Here is a 21069-nt window from a genome sequence, read left to right on the forward strand (position 1 = left end):
TCATGTCTGACGTATCGGAAAAGCAATATGTGCTTGATACTCATCGCCTGCGAAGCCCCAGCCAAACATTGGAAATCGTAACGCCCTATTTGCGTGAAATGGGCATTACTCGAATTGCGAACTTAACCGGCCTGGATCGTATCGGATTGCCCACGGTCATGGTTGCGCGCCCGAATTCCCGATCGGTTTCGGTGTCGCTCGGCAAGGGATTGTCAGTCCCGGCCGCGCAAGCGTCGGGGGTTATGGAAGCGATCGAAAGCTGGCACGCGGAACGGGTAACGGCGCCTCAACGTCTGGCACGATTTACCGATATAGCGCGCGATGCGCCGGTGGTGGATGTTGATAAGCTACCTCGCGTGACTGGTGGCCGATTTGATCCTGATGCGAACAGATTGTGGGTAGAGGGTCGGGATTTGAATTCCACTTGCGCCCGTTGGGTTCCAATGGAGATGGTCGATACCGATTATACGTCTTTGCCGATGGGTGGGCAGGTTGCTTTTCCCAGAACGACAAACGGTTTGGCATCCGGCAACAACCTGTTTGAAGCCAGTTGCCATGCGATCTTTGAACTCATCGAACGCGATGCCACCACACTGTGGCAATTTCAGTCCGCGCCAGCACGGATCCACCCAGACACTATCGATGATGAGAGGTGCAAGGACGCAATAAGCATGGTTGAGGCGGCGGGCCTGAACCTGGGCATCTGGGACACCACCTCGGACATCGGAATCGCCTGTTTCCGCTGTACGATCTGCGAGCCGGACGGGCAGAACGGCCACATCGGTATCGGTGATGGCTGCCATCCAGATCGCGCCATTGCTTTGTTGCGGGCCCTGACCGAAGCGGCACAAACCCGCCTCACCTATATCTCTGGCGCGCGTGATGATCTGGACCCAGAAGAGTTTACTGACCAGGCGCAGATAGAAAGATGTGCCTATATTCGCAATCAGATAGACAGTTCGGACGCGACGCAGGATTTTTCGAATACTCCGACATATGCCACCGGATCATTCCAAGAGGATTTGAACTTGCTGACTACCCGCCTCGAAACTGTAGGTATTTCGCAGGTGATCACGGTCGATCTATCGCGCCCGGAATATGAGATCGCCGTTGTCCGAGCTGTCATACCGGGGCTTGAAGCGCCTCATGACGACCCCGATTACATCGCCGGGGAACGCGCGCAGCGTGTAATGGAAACATACGGATGAGTGTCGTTATTTTTGTGGGCCCGACGTTGACAGCCGATGCTGTGGCCCAATGCTTAGACCCTGTGATCTTGCCCCCGGTCCGGCAGGGGGACGTATATCGCGTGGCACGTGATCGTCCGCGCGCGATCGGGATAATAGACGGCTTTTTTGAGGGCGTCCCGTCGGTCTGGCACAAAGAGATTCTTTGGGCCATGAATCAGGGAATCCCCGTTTATGGCAGTGCCAGCATGGGTGCTTTGCGCGCGGCAGAGTTGGTTGATTTTGGTATGATCGGCGTGGGTCGAATCTTTGAGGATTTCTACAGCCAAACCCTGCAGGATGACGACGAAGTTGCGGTCCTGCACAGCCCGGCAGAATTGGGCTATTTGCCATTGAGCGAACCCATGGTTTCGGTCCGAGCAACGGTTGAGGAGGCACATAATCTAGGCATGTTGGTCGCTGAACGTGCCGCAGAGGTTCTGCGGATTGCCAAAGGCTTGAACTATCGTCAGCGCAGTTGGCCTAACATAATTGACGCGTTGAACGGGCTTTCTGATATCCAGAGTTTTGTGGACTGGCTGCCAAACGGCAAGGTCGATGCAAAAGCGCGTGATGCCGTTGAGATGCTTGGGCGTATGGCCGAAGATCTGGCAAACGACCTACCCTTCCCGGCGACGCAGCAACCGACCGAAGAAACGCTGATGTGGAAAGGGCTGCGTGCCCGAGTGGATGCCGATCAGAAGGCCGATCAGGCGGTTATCGACGAAGTCAGGCTGAACCCGGACATGTATACGCGGCTGCGTGAACGGGCCGCGCTGACTCTGCTGGCGCGGGAAGAGGCTGATCGGCGGGATGAAGAGCCTGACCGCCCTGCCCTGATGGCACAGATGGATGCGCACCGGCAAAAAGCCGGCCTGTCGCGCCGCGCCGCTTTGATGGCATGGCTGGACGAGAATGATCTGAGTGTCGAGGAATACGAGGCGATGCTGGCCGATGCCGCTCGGGTGCACGGCCATATTACCTCTCGGGCTTCGGTCCTTGAGACATCGCTTTTGCGCGAGTTGCGCCGTGACGGGAGCTATGCCGAATTGCGGGATCGTGCCCATCGCAAGGCACAAAGGGGAGCTGAATCATTGACTGCCCGAGGCGGTCCCGCAAGCAGGCGCCTACCTATGGTTATGTGGTATTTTGAAACACAGCTTGACCAACCAGTGCCGGATGATCTTGAATCATATGCAGTTTCACTTGGATTGGCCGGGCGGGAAGCATTTTTTGATTTGATAGAAGCAGAGTATTTGTTTTGTCACGCGGATGCCGGATTAAATAGTACCGTTGACTAGCCGCCCCAAGGCGGATCCGAGGCGTGGCCTGAAAGGGGGGTATTGTGAACTTACCAGATCACCTTGATGAAGAAGAGCCTGGAACGCGATTTCTGCTGTATCCGCAATCCCCTTTTCTGGAAGAGGACCCACAGCTTGAGCTAGTCGAAATATCGGCCCCGCAGGGCAGTATCGGCCCTGGTCCATCGGGTCCGCGCATGTACACGGTTAACCCTGTCGGAAAGACTACACCCTATGGGGCCATCGTGCCCGGACCGGATGGTCCGGGAATGTATCTGCCGCCCTGGAACGGATATATCCATCCCCCGGCAATGCCTGATGAGTTCGGTAACTTTATCCATATTGGCCCGTCGGACCCGGCTTTTGAGGCAGCGCATCTGTTTGGCTCGGCGCATTTCACGATGGACGTCTGGCAGGGCTATTTTGACCGACCAATCCCATGGCATTTCGCCCGTGATTTTAACCGGCTCGAACTGTCGCTGCTGCCAAGCCTGGACAATGCGCATATCGGTTGGGGTTTCCTTGAAACCGGGGGCACCCATGAACACGGGGACGAATATCGCCCCTACAGCCTGAATTTCGACGTGGTCGCACATGAAATCGGCCACTCAATCATTTACAGCGTCGTGGGCATGCCCACCGACGGAGATGTCTCGGGTGAGTATTACGGGTTCCATGAATCCGCCGCCGATATGGTGGCGCTTCTGGCCTCTTTGCATTTTGGCTCGGTGGTAGAGGCGCTGTTGGAAAACACCAAAGGCAATCTCTACAGCTTCAATCGACTGAATCGCTTTGCCGAGCTTTCGGAAAATGCACAGATCAGAACGGCCGCAAACAACCGGTCACTATCGGAATTCGCTGCCGGATGGTCCAGTGAACATGCACTTTCCGAGCCACTGACAGGTGCAATGTTCGACATTTTGGTGGACATCTATCATGAGCGCCTGTTGGTTCATGGCCTTATCACACAGGCAGAGGAAGACCTGTCCGATCAGCTAGAGGATTCACCCGATTACAGCGAGGTCATGCAGGGTATTTTTGACAAGCGATATGCCGAAAACCCCGATGGATTCCGCGTAGCACTTCTTGAGGCGCGCGATTTCCTGGGCACCTATCTGGCCGACGCTTGGAGCATGTTGGACGCCGATATGCTCAGCTATTTCGGTGTCGAAAAGGCCATGCTGGCGGTGGATCAGGAAATTACCGGGGGTGCCTTCCGGCGGATCATCGAAGGAAACTTTCGGATGCGTGATATCGGGGTGGCAACTGCCGGTCCGCGGCTGCCTGACCCTGATGAAGACAGTCACGCACACTCCGTCCGCACGCAGGTTCCAGACTGATGACAGCAAAATTCTTTTTTTTTCGGCAGATTTATGGCATTTAGAGGCGGGGTGATTTTTGAGGAGACACCGATGCGGTCATCCTCGGGATTTAATCGAAGGGGGTTCGGGTGATGGACCCATATTTGGGAGATGAGTTTATGGCGGAATCCTTGCTCAGTTTTTCGGAAGTGTTGATTTACGGCAGAGTTATCGACGATTTGGATTACGACCCTGCGAAAAAGAAAAGCAGAGGAAAAGGCAACAACAAACATCTTGATGAGCAACTCGCGAATTCAGGAAATGACGAAGCCAAATTTGCCAAGATCTACGGGTTTGCCTATGAAGGCACCTACTACGACCTGCCCGAGCCGGTGATTTTCCTGGTTCACGGCGATGGTCAAGATGTCGCCAAAAAGGGCGAGCCACCAAACCAGGCCTCGCGCGCGCCCACGGATCCTTCGATTGGCGGTGTTGCGGCGGCGGACTATCAGGTCGCTGACGGTATCAAGTTCTGGAGCTATGATAAGTCCGATCAGACCATGCGCATGGATGTCATGACAGGCCAGTTCGAACAGGTTCTTCTAGACCTCTATTTTGGCTTTGACAGCCCTGCTATCAGCGGTGCAAAGGTCAGCGGTGCCAAAGTGAGTGGTGCCAAGGTCAGTGGCGCGAAAGTCAGCGGTGCCAAGGTCAGTGGCGCCAAGGTTAGCGGAGCCAAAGTACGCGGCGGCGACTGATCTTCGGACAAAGTCAGCAAAGAAGGCGCGGGATCTCGCGCCTTTTTCCGTTCTAAAATCCCGCTTTTTTCAGCCCTTCGACAAAGTGCTGCGTGTCGTCTTCCAGACGGTCGGGCAGCACCTTGGCCCAGCGTGACAAAGAAAAGTTCGGGTGTGCGGCGCGGTGCTTTTCAGCAATCATACGTGCCATATCCATGTTGCCCAGCTGCGCATGGCTGGCGGCCAGCATCCGTTGACCCTCGGTCGGATTGTTCATCTTGTTGACGGTTTCGATAACATCTTCATAGCGCCTGAGATTGTAATAGGCGCCGCCGAGGTGCCAGAGATACTGATCCGGAAAGTACGGGTTCAGACGCATGGCCTGTTGCAGATGCGTGATGGCGGTCTCATTTTCCCCCGAATGTGCAAGCGCATCGGCGAAATCCGAATGCATATCCGCATCATTGGGGTTGAGAGCCAAAGCACGTTGGTAAGACTGTAGCGCCGCACTATGTTCCTTGCGATACAGATGGACAAATCCCAGCTCGCCAAATCCCCGTGCGTCTGTCGGGTCCAATTCGATCGACCGCTGTGCCAAAGACAGCGCCTGCTCGAATGCACTGCCTGGATCTTCGGTCCACGAGTATCGCCAATCCAGATTCAACGTTCGGGACAAGGCGGCGGCGGCACGGGCATAGTTGCCGTCCCTTTCCAGCGCAGATTGATAGAAATTCTGTGCCTTGCGGTTGTCGTTGCGCGTGTATTTGAAGATGTGCTGCTGCCCCTGCAGGACAGAGCCATATGCCTCCAGATCTGAAGGAACGGCCTGAACCATAACTTGGCGCTCATGGGATTCGATCATTACGGCCGTGGCCGCGACAATACATTCAGTCACCTCGTCCAGAATATCAAATATATCGTCAATGTTTCGATCAAACCGCTCACCCCAAATCGTGCGTTCAGTGTTAGCATCGACCAGTTCCGCAGTAATGCGGATTCGACTGGAAGAGCGACGCACACTGCCACGGGCGATATACCGGACATTCAGCTTTCTTGCGGCTTCCTTCGGTGGCATGGACTGCGCCCTGAAGAAGAATGATGAGTTTCGGGCGATGACGAAAAGGTTTCTGAATTTGGAAAGGTTCAGAATGATGTCGTCGGTCAGACCATCGGCAATCCAGCCGTCAGACTCATCCCCGCCGCTGATGCTGAACGGTAGCACAGCGACCGACGGAGTGTCCGGGCGTTCCAACAGATCGACAATAGCGTCGGGACGCATAGTGCCCGCCAAAGTAGCACCGGCAACCTCGCTGCGGACACAGTAGGTTGAAACCGGCGAAAGAATGTTCTTCAGATGCTGCGGACCAAGAAATTCGTACCCATACCGCAACCGGTTACAAACCTGATCATACACCGCAGAGCTGACATAGACCCGCTCGGGTTCCGCAATTTCTTGCAATCGCGCTGCAATGTTGACGTTGTCGCCATGAATTCCACGCTCATCTATTAGGATCTCTCCAAGATGGATGCCAACGCGAAACTTGATTTGCTGTTGATCTGATCCTGAATCGTTGTGCTGGGCAGAAATTTGGTGCAGCTCAACACCAAATTCGACCGCGCTGGTCGCTGTTTCAAACAGGGCCAGGATGCCGTCACCGCGCACTTCGACCACACGCCCCTGATAACGGGCGCATGCGGCTTCGATCTGCGATAGAAGTGTCTTCAAAGCGTTGTAGGTGTCGAGTTCGTTCTCACTCATCAGGCGAGAATAGCCGACGACATCTGCAAATAAGACTGCACCCAGCTTCTGAGTGATTGATGAATTCGGGTTAACTGTATTCACTGGCGGTACTCGATTCCTGAGTTCTGAACGAACCCTAACTTTTGTATAACAAAAAAAGATTTGAAACGATTGGTAATAACGTCTCTTAGTCCGACCCAGTCTCTTGCGGGGGCCAACACCAGCAATCCGAGGCATTATTGCCAAGCTTAACGATGGTTTCACCGCCCAATTCTTTCGCCAGTGAATTTCGGTTTTCGAACCAACCGCTGCTCAGCAACCCGACCACAACCATATCGTGAAATTGACCATCTGCAAACCAGGCCTGACGCATCGACCCCTCGATCTGGCACCCCAGTCTGGCAACCAGGTCTCTGCTGCTGACATTATCCGCCCTATAATACGACGTCAGCCGGTTCAGCCCCAGTTGTCGAAAGGCGAAATCGGCGACCAAAGCCGTCGCCCTGATACCAACTCCATGGCGGCGCACCGAATGATCGACGAACATCGCAACGACAGCATCGCGATTGATCGGCGATATCCCCTCGAGGCCGCTCATGCCGACCAGTTTTCCCGCCGAATTCTCAACAACGAACCAACACCTGCGGCCGATGGCTGAGCCGGTGAACATGTCGCTCCAGCTTTCCTCTGTCTGTGCAAGATTAAGAGGAATTCGGGACACGCGTTCGAATTTGGCTAAATCCTCTACATTTTGAAACCAGGGCAGAATTGTCTCAAGATCGGATTTTTCCAGGGGACGCAGGACATAGGTCTTGTTGCTGGGCTTTTTTTTCACCGGAATTTCAACCTTTAATAAACATCAAAAAAATAACCTGTAGAGGATAGCATGAAAACGCCGCAAACAGAAAAGATGATTGTTGCAACCCAGTAAGACAAAAAAACCGGTCCGCCGATCGGGCGAACCGGTCCGTATTAAGCTGTCAGGCTCTTAGTCGTAAAGAACTGCCGCGATCTTCGGATCGTCAATATTGGAAGCATCGTAATAGTAAAAGCCGGTGTCGATTAGGGCGGGGACTTCTTCGCCTTTCATCGCCGCGACGGCCGCCTTGACCGTTTCATAGCCGATACCAACCGGGTTCTGGGTGATTGCCCCGGTCATCAGACCACTTTTGATCGCGTCTTTTTGGGCTTTGCCGCTGTCATAGCCAATGATGACAAGGCCTTCGGTGCCCAATTCCTGTACCCCGTTCACGACACCAATGGCAGAGCCTTCATTGGTGCCAAAAATACCATCCAGATCGGGGTTTGCAGTGAGGATCGCTTTTGTCACCTCGGTTGATTTCAGATGATCGCCCTGCCCGTACTGAACGGTGACAACCTCGATATCAGGGTATTTTTCCGCAATGCGGTTCACAAATCCATCGCGGCGGTCAATGCCAGTGCGGCTGGTCTGGTCGTGGGCTACCACTGCAACTTTGCCTTTTCCACCAATCTTTTCGGCCATTTTGTCAGCGGCAAGCCCCGCTGCAGCTAGGTTATCAGTTGTGGCAGTAGAAACAGGAATATCACTGTCGACACCGCTGTCAAAAGCGATGATCGGGATACCCTTGTCATTTGCCTGCTTCAGCAACGGAATGGCGGCCTGACTGTCGAGTGCGGCAAAGCCGATAGCTTTGGGATTGTTTGCCAGTGCTGCGGCGAGCATGTCGATCTGACGGTCGACCATCGTTTCGTTGTCCGGTCCTTCGAATGTGATTGTGACGTCAAACTCTTCGGCTGCCTGTTCGGCGCCCTGCTTTACCGCCTGCCAGAATTGGTGCTGGAACCCTTTGGATACCAGCGGAATATAGATTTCTTCCGCCATGGCCATCGAGGCCGGAGCTGCGAGGGTGGCTGCGCTGAGCGCCCCCAGAACGAAACGACGTGTTAACATGATATTCTCCTCCAGTTGGTCGTCATCTTCTTTGGTCCTAAAATTGTTCACCCGGTCTTCTTGCGCCGCGCCATGTCGGCATAGACGGCCAGAATGATGATCGCGCCGGTGACAACGGTCTGCCATTCCTGCGCTACAGATAGAACGCGCAGCCCATTGGTCAGGACAGCCATGATAAGCGCGCCGATGAGCGTTCCCAGGATCGTGCCGCGCCCGCCGGACAGAGAGGTTCCGCCAATGACCACAGCCGCGATGGCCTCAAGTTCGTATCCCAGCCCCAAAGCGGGTTGTGCCGAGTTCAGGCGCGAGGCGATCAGGATGCCGCCGATGCCGCAAATTCCCCCGGCCAGCGCGTAGATTCGCATCTTCCAGGCGTCGGTGTTGACACCCGACAAGCGGACCGCCTCTTCGTTTGATCCCAAAGCAAACGTATAGCGGCCCAGAACAGTACGGCTGAGGATATAGGATGCTGCAATCGCGACCAAAAACAAGATCAGCACGCCGTTCGGGATAGGCACCGAGGGAACGATTTCTCCGATCAGAGACCCGCGCGAGATCTGATCGAAACCAGGCGTGTCATTGAAATAGATCGGTCGTGTGCCCGAGATAACCAGCGATAGACCCTTGAGGATCAGCATCATGCCCAGCGTCGCGATGAAGGGCGGGATTTTCATTTTGGCCACAAATGTGCCCGAACACAGACCACAAAACGCACCCGCTGCAATGGCTGCAGCAACACCCAAAAGCAGGGGCATGCCGAGATAAGTCAGGGCTACGCCCGCAATCACGGCGCAGAAGGTCATCAAAGTGCCAACCGACAGGTCGATTCCGCCCGTGATGATCACCAGAGTTGCGGCAACGGCCAGTACGCCGTTGACCGAAGTTGCCTGCAGAATGGCTATTATGTTCGAGGTCTGCATGAAGTTCGGCGATGCGATCGAAAAGCCGATCAACAGGGCGATGAGACTGGCAAAGGCCAGCAGCTTTTGATACGCGCCGCTTTCCGACAGGCCCGCCAGGGGCTTTTTCTTGTCTATATCCGTTGCTGTGGTCATATTGCTGTCCCTGTGACCTGCATCGCCGCCGTGCGTTGGGTGGCCAGATGCATGATGTCTTCCTGAGTGGTGTTGTTTCCGCCGGGCAGAATTCCGGTCAGCCGGCCTTCGCACATGACGGCAATTCGGTGGCTGAGGCGCATGATTTCCGGCAATTCGGATGAGATCACGATGATCGTCTTTCCCTGCGCGGCCAGTTCTTCGAGCAGTTTGTAGATTTCCGATTTTGCACCGACATCAATACCGCGCGTGGGTTCGTCAAAGATCAGGATGTCGCAATCTCGCAGAAGCCATTTTGCGATGACTACCTTTTGCTGATTGCCGCCGGACAACAGGCGCACCTCTTGCACATCCGAGGGTGTGCGAATGCCAAGCTGGGCGATATAGCCTTTGGCCGTAGTGCTGATTTCGCTATCGTTCAGAACACCGGTGGCACTGGTAAACCTATCCATCGAAGCCAGAGCGATATTGTCGCGGACGTTCATTCCCGTGGCGAGGCCGAAATGCTTGCGATCCTCGGACAGGTACCCGATCCCGGCCCGCACGGCATCCACAGGGGAACGGATGGGCACGATCTGCCCATGTACCCGGATTTCACCGCCATCGATAGTGTCAGCCCCAAAGATTGCCCGCGCAACTTCGGTCCGCCCTGCCCCCATCAGCCCAGCAAAGCCCAAGATTTCACCCTTCCGGACCGAAAAGCTGACATCTTTCAGATCCGTGCCCCGCGTCAGTCCTGCGACTTCCAGAGAAACCTCGGCATCGCTCAGGTCCGGCACATCCAGAGGGTCTTCGGATACTTCGCGCCCAACCATCATCGCAATGATTTTGCTGATCGGCGTGTCACTGGCACCGACAGTGCCAACATATTCACCGTCGCGCATGACAGTCACACGGTCGGCGATTTGTTTCAGCTCGTCCATTTTGTGGCTGATATAGACAATCCCCACCCCTTCCGCCCTCAGGCGGCGGATGATGACGAACAGCTCGGCAATCTCGGCGTCGTTCAGGGCTGCGGTCGGTTCGTCCATGACCAGAACCTTGGAGCGATAGGACAGCGCCTTGGCAATTTCGACCATCTGCTGCTTGGCAATGGTCAACCCGCCGACCAGCGCTTTGGGATCAAGGTTCAGGTTCATCGCCCCGAAGATTTCAGCGGTTTGAGCGTTCAGCGCGGCCTCGTCCAGGCGACCAAAACGTTTCCGGGGCTCGCGTCCGATAAAGATGTTCTGCGCTACGGTCAGATCATTCATCAGACTCAGTTCCTGATGGATGATCCCGATCCCGAGGTTCTGAGCCTCACGCGGGGATGTGGGACTGGCTGATTTGCCTTGAATGGCCAAGTCGCCGCCATCGCGCTGATAGATCCCGGACAGGATTTTCATCAACGTACTCTTCCCCGCCCCGTTTTCCCCCATAAGCGCGTGGACTTCGCCCGAAAACAGATCGAACTGCACGGATTTCAGCGCGTGCACACCGGGGAAATACTTTTCGATCCCCTTCATTTCGACCAGTTTTTCCATCTCTCCTCCCATTTTGCCCCTACCTCTGACGAACCTGCGGCTACATCACAGCGCCGATTTGCCAGGGGACAAACTCAACGCCCCCAAAACCAAGCTCTTCGCTTTTTGTTTGTTCGCCCGATGCGACACGGATCAACATTTCGAACAACTCTTCGCCCTTGGCCTCGATACTGACCCCGTCAGTGACGATGTCGCCGCAATTCAGATCCATGTCCTCGGACATGCGGGCGTACATTTCCGAATTCGTCGCCAGCTTGATGCAGGGCGTGGGTTGATATCCGGAGACCGACCCCCTGCCGGTGGTAAACACGATCAAATTGGCACCCGCCGCCACCTGACCAGTGACCGAGCAAGGATCGAACCCGGGACTGTCCATGAAGACAAAGCCCTTTTTGTCGATAATTTCGCCAAATCTGTAGACGTCGCGCATCGGGGCCGTGCCCCCCTTGGCCACCGCACCCAGAGACTTTTCAAGAATGGTCGTCAGTCCACCGCGCTTGTTTCCGGGGCTTGGATTGTTGTCCATCTCGCCGCCATTGCGCTTGGTGTAATCTTCCCACCAATGGATACGTTCGATCAGTTTTTCGCCGATTTCCGGCGTTTCTGCGCGCCGGGTCAAAAGATGCTCGGCGCCATAAATTTCAGAGGTTTCCGACAGGATTGTTGTTCCGCCATGGCGCACAAGCAGATCAGAGGCATATCCAAGCGCCGGATTGGCAGTGATGCCGGAATAACCATCCGAGCCACCGCATTGCATCCCGACCGTAATCGCACTGATCGGAGCGGGCTTGCGCACCGCCTGATTGGCCAGCCGCGCGATCCCCTCCAGCTCGGCAAGCCCGCGCTCGATCGTGCGGCGCGTACCGCCTTCGTTTTGGATGGTCATATAGCGCAAGGCACCGTCCTCGCGGATGGGGCGGCCATCAACCAGACTGGCCACTTGCATGACCTCACATCCCAGCCCGATCAGCAGAATGCCGGCAAAGTTCGGGTGCTGGGCGTACCCGGCCAGGGTGCGCATCAACGTAGCATAGCCGTCATCCTTGGCCGACATACCGCAGCCCGTGCCATGCACGATGGGCACCACCCCGTCCACGTTGGGATATGGATCAAGCAACCCATGTTTTAAGGCCGCTTCGGCGATGAACCGGGCTACTGAACCCGAACAATTCACTGTCGTCAGAATTCCGATATAATTGCGCGTGCCAACCTTCCCATCGGACCGGTGATACCCAAGAAAACTCCGCTCTTCGTCGATATGCGGCAAAGGGGTATTTGCGGTCGCATGGGCATAGTCCTGCTGATGGGCCCCCATACCAAGATTGTGGACATGGACGTGATCTCCGGCTGCGATATCTGCCTTTGCCTGACCAATGATCTGACCATAGCGAATGACGTTTTCTCCGGCAGAAATTGGGGCAATAGCAATCTTGTGCCCACGCAGAACCTGATCCCGAAGCGGGACATTCAGCCCTGAAGGCTGCGTGCCGATCTTCAGATCTCGGAGTGCAATGACGATATTGTCGTCCGGGTTCAACCTGACTGTATCGCGCGCTGCGGGCTGAGAAGCCTTTATTTTCTGATCTGGTTGCATCATTTTCCTGTTTGCTGATCCCGACTGCTAATCGTCGGACACGCACTTGTCAACTAACATGTTAGTATGCTAGGTCACTAAATATGAACAAACCACAGGACATAAACGCTCTGCACCTGCGCGATATTTCTACGTCTGAGGGCTCTTTGTCTCAGCGCGTTTACCTCTCAATCAAGCATGCAATCCTGTCGCTGGACTTCGCGCCGGGCGACAACCTCAGGAAGGCGCCGATATGCGAACGCCTTGGCGTTTCGCGTGCGCCCGTGACCGAGGCGATTGCCCGACTTGCTTCTGAGGGTCTGGTGGATGTCGTGCCCCAATCCGGCACGCGCGTATCCTATTTCTCGATGTCCGAAATTCGCGAGGGCATGTTCCTGCGTGAAGCACTTGAACTTGCGACGGTCGCCAAAGTCGCGCGCGATTTGACCGAGGATCAGCGCAAGATACTGGGCCGCAACATGCGTCTGCAAGAGCTGCTGATCGAAGATGAAGATGTCCCAGGCTTTTACGAGGCGGATGAAGAATTCCACGGCCTGCTAATGAAATTCACAGGATTCAACAGGTTAAGCGACGTCGCGCAAACCGTTTCACTGCAAGTGACCAGAGCGCGAATGCTGCTGCTGCCCACCCCGGGCCGGGTTGTGGAAACACTGGCCGAACACCGCGCCATTTTCAACGCGATTCTTGAGAGAGATGAAAAAGCTGCACAGGACGCCATGCAACGTCATCTGGGGCAGTTGATGCCTCGGATTCAACGCTTGCAGCAGGAACAGTCCCACCTTTTCACGGACTCCCCTCATCCAATACGCGAGGCAGGATGACAGTTACCGCAACAGAGCTTCTAAATGGCCGCACGGCGCGACCCGTTCCGCTGACTCGGATGGGTTTTGGTGGCGCGCCTTTGGGGAATCTCTATCGCAAAGTATCAGATGAGGATGCGCAGGCTGCGCTGCAGGCAGCCTTTGATTTGGGCATCCGATTTTTTGACACCGCACCGCAATATGGGTTGGGCCGCTCCGAGCAACGATTTGGCCAGGCTATTGCCCGGTTCGGACGCGAAGAGATTCAACTTTCGACCAAGATCGGGCGTCTGCTGCTGGATTGCGCACCGCATCAGGTCACACCCGAAGCCTTTGTTGATGTGCCGCAGAAACGTATCGTTTTCGACTATACCTATGACGGGGTCATGCGATCCTACGACGCCAGCCGCGACCGGTTGGGTGTCTCATGCGCCGATATCCTGCTTGTGCATGACGTCTGTGCGTTCAGTCAGGGCAGTCAGGAGGCATCTGATGCCAAGATCCGGGAACTGTTCGATGGCGGCGGATACAAAGCTCTGGTCGAACTTCGTGAAGCCGGTGAAATCGCCGCCATTGGAGCAGGTGTAAATGAATGGCAGGTCTGCGAAAGATTATTGGGCTTGGGCGACTTTGACGGGTTTCTTCTGGCAGGCCGTTATACCCTCTTGGAACAAGACGCTTTAGACAGCTTTCTACCTCTTTGCGAAAAGCGGGACGTGGGCATAATTCTTGGCGGGCCGTACAACTCGGGTATCCTGGCAACCGGCGCTGTTCCCGGTGCGAAATACAATTATGCTGATGCACCCGAAGACATCCTTGCCCGAGTTCGCCAGATCGAGGCTGTCTGCTCAGCCCATGATACACCACTGATCGCTGCTGCCTTGCAATTTGTCCTTGGCCATCCCTGCGTCAAAACCGTTGTCCCCGGCGCGGTGAATGCTGCCGAGGTGCAGGCCAATGCGGCCCTGCTCGAACGTCAAATCCCCGCTGCGCTTTGGTCTGATCTGTGTTCGGAAGGATTGATCCGTTCCGACGCCCCCCTTCCCGGAGAGGCTGCCTATGCTGCGTAATATTGATCCCATCCTGTCGCCTGACCTGTTGTACACCCTGCGCGCTATGGGGCATGGTGATGAAATCGTGATTGCGGATGCGAATTTCCCCGGCTCCAACTCTGGGCCGGGCTGCATACGTGCCGACGGGTCAAGCGCCAGCGAAATCCTAAGAGCTATTTTGTCTGTCATGCCGTTGGACACATTTGTCCCTGACCCGGCCCTGACCATGCAGGTTGTTGGCGATCCGGATGCTATACCTGAGGCCATCGCCGATTTTCAGACCATTATCAGCGAAATAGCGGACCACCCGGCCACGATACAGGGCCTTGAACGTTTCGCCTTTTACGACCGGGCGGCCACAGCTTTTGCGATCGTGCAAACCGGCGAACGTCGGCTGTATGGCAACATCATCCTGAAAAAGGGTGTTCTTGGATGAAGATCGACGCCCATCAGCATTTTTGGACATTGGCGCGCGAAGACTATGGCTGGCTGACTCCGGATCTGGGGCCGATTTACGCGGATTTCGCGCCCGCAGATCTGGCCCCATTGCTGAAAGGAGCGGGAATTGACGGTACGGTCTTAGTACAGGCTGCGCCGACAGCTGCTGAGACCGAATATCTGCTGTCACTCGCCGAGCAGGCCCCGTTCATAAAAGGCGTTGTCGGATGGGTTGATTTTGAGGCCGCCGACGCACCGGAACAAATCGCACGACTGGCTGCCCACCCGGTTTTTGTCGGTTTGCGCCCCATGGTTCAGGACATTCCCGACCCATTATGGATGCTCAAGGATGGGCTGACACCGGCTTTTGACTCTCTGCAACAGTCAAACCTTACCTTTGATGCGCTGACCCTGCCGCGACATCTGGGGCCGCTTCAACAGCTGCTGGATCGGCACCCACATATGCGCACGGTGATTGATCACGGTGCCAAGCCCCTGATCCGGGAGGGAGTCATGGAGGGCTGGCAAGAAGACATGTCGACATTGGCCCGAAATACAAATGCCTGGTGCAAACTTTCCGGGTTGGTGACCGAGGCCGGGGCGAATTGGACGGTAGAAGATTTGAAGCCTTATGTGAATCACCTGCTGAACACATTCGGGCCCTATCGCCTGATCTGGGGCAGCGACTGGCCGGTTTGCACATTAAACAGCAGTTATGAACGATGGCTCGAGGCGACCGATACGCTGTTAACCGGTCTGTCACCACACGAGCATCAGGCGATACGGGGCGGTAATGCTGCCCATGCCTATGATCTCAGGAACTAGATTGATCTTTCCGAGGCTGTATGCCGATGGGATTTTGCCGTCGTGGTTCCCAGAAGCTTGGATTTTAGAAGGAGAGTGAATTAGATATGACATCATCCGAAAACCTTGGCCGTCTGGCTGGAAAAACTGCTCTGATCACCGCCGCGGGACAGGGCATAGGGCGTGCAACAGCCGAATTGTTCGCCGCCGAAGGTGCACAGGTTTTTGCCAGCGACATTAATGATACCTCTCTGGCAGAGTTGCAAAATATCCAAGGCGTTACGTCGGTAAAACTTGACGTAACCGATGCGGCGGCAGTGCAGGACTTCGTCGCGGGCACGCCCCCGTTGGATGTTTTGTTCAACTGCGCAGGATATGTGGCTGGCGGGTCCATTCTGGAATGTGATGAACGTGACTGGGATTCCAGTTTTGAGCTGAACGTCAAATCGATGTACCGGCTGATCCAATGTGCCCTGCCAACAATGCTGGAACATGGTGGCGGGTCTATCATCAACATGTCTTCGGTCGCCTCTTCGTTGAAGGGCGTTCCAAACAGGTTTGCATACTGCGCCTCGAAAGCCGCCGTAATCGGACTGACGAAATCGATCGCAGCCGATTTCGTCACTCAAGGCATCCGGTGCAATGCGATCTGCCCCGGCACTGTCGACAGCCCCAGCTTGCACGACCGGTTGCGCGCAACTGGGGATTACGAGAAAGCAATGACTGATTTTATCGCGCGGCAACCCATGGGCCGCATCGGAACCGCAGATGAGATCGCGGAACTTGCGCTCTATCTGGCCAGCGATGCCAGCAAATACACAACCGGACAGCCCTTTGCCATTGATGGCGGCTGGACGATCTGAAGCAAATGAGGAATGTGAAATGAAATTGCTACGATACGGCCCAGCAGGCGCGGAAAAGCCGGGCATAGTTGATAAAGACGGCACTATCCGGGACCTGTCGGGGATCGTCGCCGACATTGCTGGGGAAGCGCTTAGCGATGAAACCCTCGCACGGCTGCGCGCGCTGGATCTTGAAACCCTGCCACCCGTCGATGCCGACAGCCGTATCGGCGCCTGTGTTGGACGTGTCGGCAAGTTCATCTGCATCGGTTTAAACTTTGCCGATCACGCGGCCGAAAGCGGCATGGACCTACCTGCTGAGCCGGTGGTCTTTTTCAAAGCGACATCCGCCATCATAGGCCCCGATGACACGGTTGAAATCCCCCGCGGGTCAGTCAAGACCGACTGGGAGGTGGAACTGGGCGTCGTCATCGGAAAAGAAGCAAAATACATCTCGGAGGATGAAGCACTGACCCATGTGGCAGGATATTGTGTGATCAATGACCTGTCAGAACGGGATTTTCAGCTGCACCGTTCAGGTCAGTGGGTCAAAGGTAAATCCGCAGATACGTTCGGCCCAATCGGTCCCTGGCTGGTGACACGGGACGAAATCCCTGATCCCCAAGACCTGCCAATGTATCTTGAGGTGAACGGGCATCGGTATCAGGATGGCTCGACCAGAACGATGCATTTCAGTGTCACAGCGGTGATCTCGCACCTGTCGCAATTCATGTCACTGCAACCCGGCGACGTGATCTCGACCGGGACACCCCCCGGTGTGGGTCTGGGGCAAAATCCGCAGGTTTACCTCAAACCTGGAGACAAGATGGAACTGGGGATCGAAGGTCTGGGGGTTCAACGTCAGAACGTTATACAGGGATAGTCCCTGGGACCTATCAAGTGGTGCTCATCCAGTCATTCTGGGTGGGTTTCCTCGGACCAGGATCGCCGGAAATTATGCGGTGATATTCTGAATCGGTTCCGGAAATGCACAGAAAGCCTATCCGTACTGGAAAACCCGGATGCAAAGGCTATCTCAGAAACGCTCAGGTTTGTTTCATTCAACAGGGCAAAAGCACGGTCCAGCCTGAGTTCATTATAGAACCGTCCCGGCGACATGTTAGTGTGCTGCCTGAATAGCCGCTCCATATGCCGCCGGGACAGGGACGCCTGATCCGCTATTGCCTCGAGGCTAAGCTGCGTTTCAATATTCTCGCGCATGATTTGCACCGCTTCGATCAATTTGGCATTTCGCGTGCCCAAAAGCGCCGAAACCGGCGATACCTGTTTGCTGCCGCCTTCTCCCAGCCTTCTGTGCAGGCACATTTCCGAAACATTGTTCGCCAAGGCGTTGCCAAACAATTCCTCGATAACTTCAAGCATCATGTCAGTGCTGGCGTGCCCGCCCCCGCATGTTCTAAGTTTCCCGTCAATTTCATAGAGGTTCTGGGTCGGCTCCATTGTTGGGAAGTTCTCACAAAAGCCAGGCCGGTTTTCCCAATGGACGGTAAAGTTTCTGGTTCCGATCACGCCCGCCTTTGCTAAGGCAAATGCACCGGTACAAATCCCACCGAACTCACATCCATGCGCCTTTTGTCGCCGAATCCAGTTCAGGACATTTGTGTTGAAAGACCTCATCGGTTGCGTTCCGGAACACACAAAGACAAACGCTCCCTTCTCCAGGTCATGGACCGAGTGATCCGCCTGAACACGTATGCCGTTGGAACAGGTCACGGGTTCTCCGTCGGTGGAGAGCACGTACCATTCGAACAGCTGCTTTCTGGACAGTTGATTTGATATGCGCAGAGGCTCAATCGCGGCACTGAAAGCCAGCATCGTCGTGTTGGGTAAAAGCAGAAAATAGAAGGCCTTGGGCGGCCCGTCATAGGAAACGTCCACGGAAATTGCGCCTTTTGGCAAAAAGCGCGGATTATCCATACGATCCTCTTTCATGTTTAATCCTTATAGAACGTGACCATTTTTACTGTGGCAGCCGAGGCGGCTTGAAATCAATCAACACTTTATATTCATTAGTGAATGCAAGGCTCTTGGAAAATCGGTGTCTATTTTGTATTTTGGATACAAAATTACACCAGCAGAGACTGTAACAATGCCAAGAACCCGCGCAATTCCCAGGCAAAGTTTGCCCGATGTCATCACAAATGACCTGCGCGAGCGGATTCTAAGCGGTGAGATGGCAGAAGGTGAAGCCATCCGTCAAGAAGCCCTGGCAGAAGACTATGACGTGTCACGCATGCCCATACGAGAAGCGTTAAAACGGCTTGATGCAGAGGGTCTTGTGCAGCTGACCAACAATCGCGGCGCTGCGGTGACAAGACATTCGCTGTCAGAAATCGGTGAGATATTTGACCTGCGGATAATGTTGGAGGTCGACCTGTTCAGGCGTGCAATTCCACAGATGACCGAGGCAAATTTTGCCGAATGCGAAAGGTTTCTGGACGAAATGGAAACGTCCTACGAAGCCTATGATGTCGGGCGGTGGGGTGGTTTGAACTACGAATACCACAATGCGCTTTACGCTGCAGCAGGCCGTGGGATCACCAATGATATACTACAACGGATCAATCTACAGTCCGATCGCTATGTCCGTATGCACCTGAGCGTTATGGAACAACGCGAGCCCGCGAAAAAGGACCATCGCCAACTGCTGACGCTGGCCGAGAATGGGCAAGTTGAGGAAGCCTGCGCGCTGTTGACCCAACATATTGGGCGTACAAAAGACCATTTGCTTGCGATGGTCACCGCAACGCGCAGTTCCGAGAGCTAACCTAACCCAGCGGATGCAGGCATGCAGCCTGATGGGTTGTTCCTTGCAGATCGGGTGGTGCCGCACGGCATTCGTCAGTTGCCAGCCAGCATCGCCGAGCAAAGGCACATCCCTTGGGGATATTCATCGGTGAGGGCAACTCACCTTCCAGCTTGATCCGTTCCTTACGCGCCTCGGGGTCGGCACGCGGTGTCGTCGACAACAACGCTTTGGAGTAAGGATGCCGGGGCGCCGCGAACAACTGTTCTTTCGGAGCTTTCTCGACTGCACGTCCCAGATACATGACGATTACGTCATCAGCGAAATGCTTCACCACCGACAGGTCATGCGAGATGAACAGATAGGCCAGGTTCAGACGCTCTTGCAGTTCAACCAGCAGGTTCAGGATTTGTGACTGGATCGAAACATCCAGCGCCGATACCGGCTCATCCAAAACCAGAACCTTGGGGTTCAGCATCAGGGCTCGGGCAATCGCAATCCGCTGCCGTTGGCCACCCGAAAACATGTGGGGGTAGCGATCATAATGCTCGGGGCGCAGACCGACAAGATCAATCATTTCGCGTGCGCGAGTTTCCCGTTCCGCAGCGGTCATATCGGGCCGGTTGATGATCAGAGGTTCCTGCAGGATCTGACCGATCCGTTGTCGCGGATTAAGCGAACCATAGGGATCCTGAAACACGATCTGCACGTTTTCGCGCATCTCAGCCCATTTTGAAGGGGTGATATCGACACCGTCGATGGTCAGTGTTCCCGAAGTGGGCTCTTCAATCATCGTTACGACGCGAGCGAGGGTGGATTTACCGCACCCGGACTCTCCTACAATGGCCAGCGTCTTGCCAGGCTTTAGGGTAAAATCCACACCGGAAAGGGCTTTGACCGTTGCCGATTTCGACAGCAATCCCCCTTTGACCTCATAGTGCCGGGCCAACGCGTTTGCCTGAACGATCGGGGCGGTCATGCCAATTCTCCAGCGGTGATTTCCTTGACGTGGTGACAGCGGGCCTTGCCGAAATCTGCTCCATGCGGAGCGGGTGGTGTGTTCCGGCACAAGTCATCGGCGAATTGGCATCGCGGGCTGAACAAGCAACCTTTGGGACGGTCAAATTGACCAGGAACAACACCTGGAATCGTCGGCAGCAATTTCGAAGTTGCCCGTTCAGGCAAAGCGTTCAGCAAAGCTGAGGTATAAGGATGGCGCGGTGTGCGGAACAGATCGCGTACCGGCTGTTCCTCGACCTTTTGACCGGCATATTGGACCTGAACCCGCTCGGCGGTTTCTGCCACAACACCCATGTCATGGGTAATCAGAACAAGGCCCATCCCCTGCTCATCGCGCAATCGGACCAACAGATCCAGAATCTGCGCCTGAATCGTTACATCAAGTGCGGTAGTGGGTTCGTCCGCGATCAGAAGTTTCGGGGTGCAGGCAATCGCCATCGCGATCATGACCCGCTGATTCATGCCGCCCGACATCTGGTGAGGGAATGTATTCAGACGGCTCTCGGGTGCCGGGATACCCACCAGGTCAAACAGCTCAATCGCGCGCTGATGACGGTCTTTGCGGTTTAACCCAAGATGGATACGCAGTGCTTCTTTGATCTGGAAACCGACCGTGAAACAGGGGTTTAGCGAAGACATCGGCTCTTGAAAGATCATGGCAATATCTTTGCCGATGATCTTGCGCCGATCCCGTGCCGAGATTTTGGTCAGGTCGCGACCCTCAAAGCTCATTTCATCTGCAGTGATTGTCGCCGTCCATGGCAGCAACCCCATCAGCGCCAGCATTGAAACGGATTTCCCCGAGCCGCTTTCCCCGACAATGGCCATCAACTCGCCCTTGTTGACAGACAGATCAACGCCATCCACAGCGCGGAACTCACCCGACGCAGTAGCAAACTCGACCGAAAGATTTCGGATTTCCAACAGGCTCATGT

At 55.2% G+C, this 21069-nt stretch carries 20 protein-coding genes; 11 read left to right on the plus strand and 9 right to left on the minus strand.

Features of this window, described 5'->3' with window-relative positions; genetic code table 11:
- Positions 1–2 precede the first annotated feature (2 nt).
- From AC2FFB_RS08120 to AC2FFB_RS08135, 4 genes are all read left to right on the plus strand, one after another.
- Complete coding sequence (locus AC2FFB_RS08120; protein WP_496874765.1) at positions 3–1208, plus strand: YcaO-like family protein; 1206 nt, start codon at positions 3–5, stop codon at positions 1206–1208.
- The gene (locus AC2FFB_RS08125; RefSeq protein WP_496874766.1) at positions 1205–2527 is read left to right on the plus strand and encodes a TfuA-like protein; all 1323 of its coding nucleotides are present in this window, start codon (positions 1205–1207) and stop codon (positions 2525–2527) included. The genes AC2FFB_RS08120 and AC2FFB_RS08125 overlap by 4 nt, the downstream gene beginning before the upstream one ends.
- Positions 2528–2571: 44 nt before the next feature.
- The gene (locus AC2FFB_RS08130; protein ID WP_281972927.1) at positions 2572–3867 is read left to right on the plus strand and encodes a gluzincin family metallopeptidase; all 1296 of its coding nucleotides are present in this window, start codon (positions 2572–2574) and stop codon (positions 3865–3867) included.
- Positions 3868–3980: 113 nt separating this feature from the next.
- Positions 3981–4586: a pentapeptide repeat-containing protein gene (locus AC2FFB_RS08135; RefSeq protein ID WP_246097208.1), complete on the plus strand. Its 606-nt coding sequence runs from the start codon at positions 3981–3983 to the stop codon at positions 4584–4586.
- 52 nt (positions 4587–4638) lie between these two features.
- Here the strand turns inward: AC2FFB_RS08135 and AC2FFB_RS08140 are convergent, their stop codons facing one another.
- From AC2FFB_RS08140 to AC2FFB_RS08165, 6 genes are all read right to left on the minus strand, one after another.
- Positions 4639–6408 (minus strand): adenylate/guanylate cyclase domain-containing protein, encoded by a 1770-nt coding sequence (locus AC2FFB_RS08140; RefSeq protein ID WP_281286267.1) that lies wholly within the window; start codon positions 6406–6408, stop codon positions 4639–4641.
- An 85-nt stretch (positions 6409–6493) separates the two neighbouring features.
- On the minus strand, positions 6494–7141 hold the full coding sequence (locus AC2FFB_RS08145) for a GNAT family N-acetyltransferase (RefSeq protein ID WP_281995091.1): 648 nt from the start codon (positions 7139–7141) through the stop codon (positions 6494–6496).
- A gap of 153 nt (positions 7142–7294) precedes the next feature.
- A complete protein-coding gene (locus AC2FFB_RS08150) occupies positions 7295–8239 on the minus strand; it encodes an ABC transporter substrate-binding protein (protein WP_142636294.1) in 945 nt (314 codons plus the stop codon).
- A gap of 47 nt (positions 8240–8286) precedes the next feature.
- The gene (locus tag AC2FFB_RS08155; RefSeq protein ID WP_496874767.1) at positions 8287–9294 is read right to left on the minus strand and encodes an ABC transporter permease; all 1008 of its coding nucleotides are present in this window, start codon (positions 9292–9294) and stop codon (positions 8287–8289) included.
- Positions 9291–10817, minus strand: a complete 1527-nt coding sequence (locus AC2FFB_RS08160) for a sugar ABC transporter ATP-binding protein (protein ID WP_271948851.1) — start codon at positions 10815–10817, stop codon at positions 9291–9293. The genes AC2FFB_RS08155 and AC2FFB_RS08160 overlap by 4 nt, the downstream gene beginning before the upstream one ends.
- 40 nt (positions 10818–10857) lie before the next feature.
- A complete protein-coding gene (locus tag AC2FFB_RS08165) occupies positions 10858–12411 on the minus strand; it encodes a UxaA family hydrolase (protein ID WP_496874800.1) in 1554 nt (517 codons plus the stop codon).
- 83 nt (positions 12412–12494) lie between these two features.
- On the opposite strand from AC2FFB_RS08165, the gene AC2FFB_RS08170 reads away from it, so the two are divergent.
- The 6 genes from AC2FFB_RS08170 (at position 12495) to AC2FFB_RS08195 (ending at position 17230) form a co-directional block, all read left to right on the plus strand.
- Positions 12495–13232 (plus strand): GntR family transcriptional regulator, encoded by a 738-nt coding sequence (locus tag AC2FFB_RS08170; protein ID WP_496697013.1) that lies wholly within the window; start codon positions 12495–12497, stop codon positions 13230–13232.
- Complete coding sequence (locus AC2FFB_RS08175; protein ID WP_496874768.1) at positions 13229–14281, plus strand: aldo/keto reductase; 1053 nt, start codon at positions 13229–13231, stop codon at positions 14279–14281. Before AC2FFB_RS08170 ends, AC2FFB_RS08175 begins: the two co-directional genes overlap by 4 nt.
- Entirely contained in the window at positions 14271–14699 is a 429-nt protein-coding gene (locus tag AC2FFB_RS08180) for an RbsD/FucU family protein (protein ID WP_496874769.1), read from the plus strand. Before AC2FFB_RS08175 ends, AC2FFB_RS08180 begins: the two co-directional genes overlap by 11 nt.
- Entirely contained in the window at positions 14696–15526 is an 831-nt protein-coding gene (locus AC2FFB_RS08185; RefSeq protein WP_496689340.1) for an amidohydrolase family protein, read from the plus strand. The genes AC2FFB_RS08180 and AC2FFB_RS08185 overlap by 4 nt, the downstream gene beginning before the upstream one ends.
- Positions 15527–15612: 86 nt before the next feature.
- Positions 15613–16368: an SDR family oxidoreductase gene (locus AC2FFB_RS08190; RefSeq protein WP_142636305.1), complete on the plus strand. Its 756-nt coding sequence runs from the start codon at positions 15613–15615 to the stop codon at positions 16366–16368.
- A 19-nt stretch (positions 16369–16387) separates the two neighbouring features.
- Positions 16388–17230, plus strand: a complete 843-nt coding sequence (locus AC2FFB_RS08195; RefSeq protein WP_496874770.1) for a fumarylacetoacetate hydrolase family protein — start codon at positions 16388–16390, stop codon at positions 17228–17230.
- A gap of 32 nt (positions 17231–17262) precedes the next feature.
- Here the strand turns inward: AC2FFB_RS08195 and AC2FFB_RS08200 are convergent, their stop codons facing one another.
- Positions 17263–18300, minus strand: coding sequence for a GlxA family transcriptional regulator (locus AC2FFB_RS08200; RefSeq protein ID WP_246097212.1), 1038 nt, complete (start codon positions 18298–18300; stop codon positions 17263–17265).
- A 157-nt stretch (positions 18301–18457) separates the two neighbouring features.
- Between AC2FFB_RS08200 and AC2FFB_RS08205 the strand changes: the two genes are divergently transcribed.
- Entirely contained in the window at positions 18458–19135 is a 678-nt protein-coding gene (locus AC2FFB_RS08205) for a GntR family transcriptional regulator (protein ID WP_271948861.1), read from the plus strand.
- A 1-nt stretch (position 19136) separates the two neighbouring features.
- Here the strand turns inward: AC2FFB_RS08205 and AC2FFB_RS08210 are convergent, their stop codons facing one another.
- Together AC2FFB_RS08210 and AC2FFB_RS08215 are read right to left on the minus strand one after the other, a co-directional pair.
- Positions 19137–20093: an ABC transporter ATP-binding protein gene (locus AC2FFB_RS08210; protein ID WP_496874771.1), complete on the minus strand. Its 957-nt coding sequence runs from the start codon at positions 20091–20093 to the stop codon at positions 19137–19139.
- A complete protein-coding gene (locus AC2FFB_RS08215) occupies positions 20090–21067 on the minus strand; it encodes an ABC transporter ATP-binding protein (RefSeq protein ID WP_142636312.1) in 978 nt (325 codons plus the stop codon). Before AC2FFB_RS08215 ends, AC2FFB_RS08210 begins: the two co-directional genes overlap by 4 nt.
- Positions 21068–21069: the final 2 nt, after the last annotated feature.

Source organism: Ruegeria sp. YTSA219 (assembly GCF_059609985.1).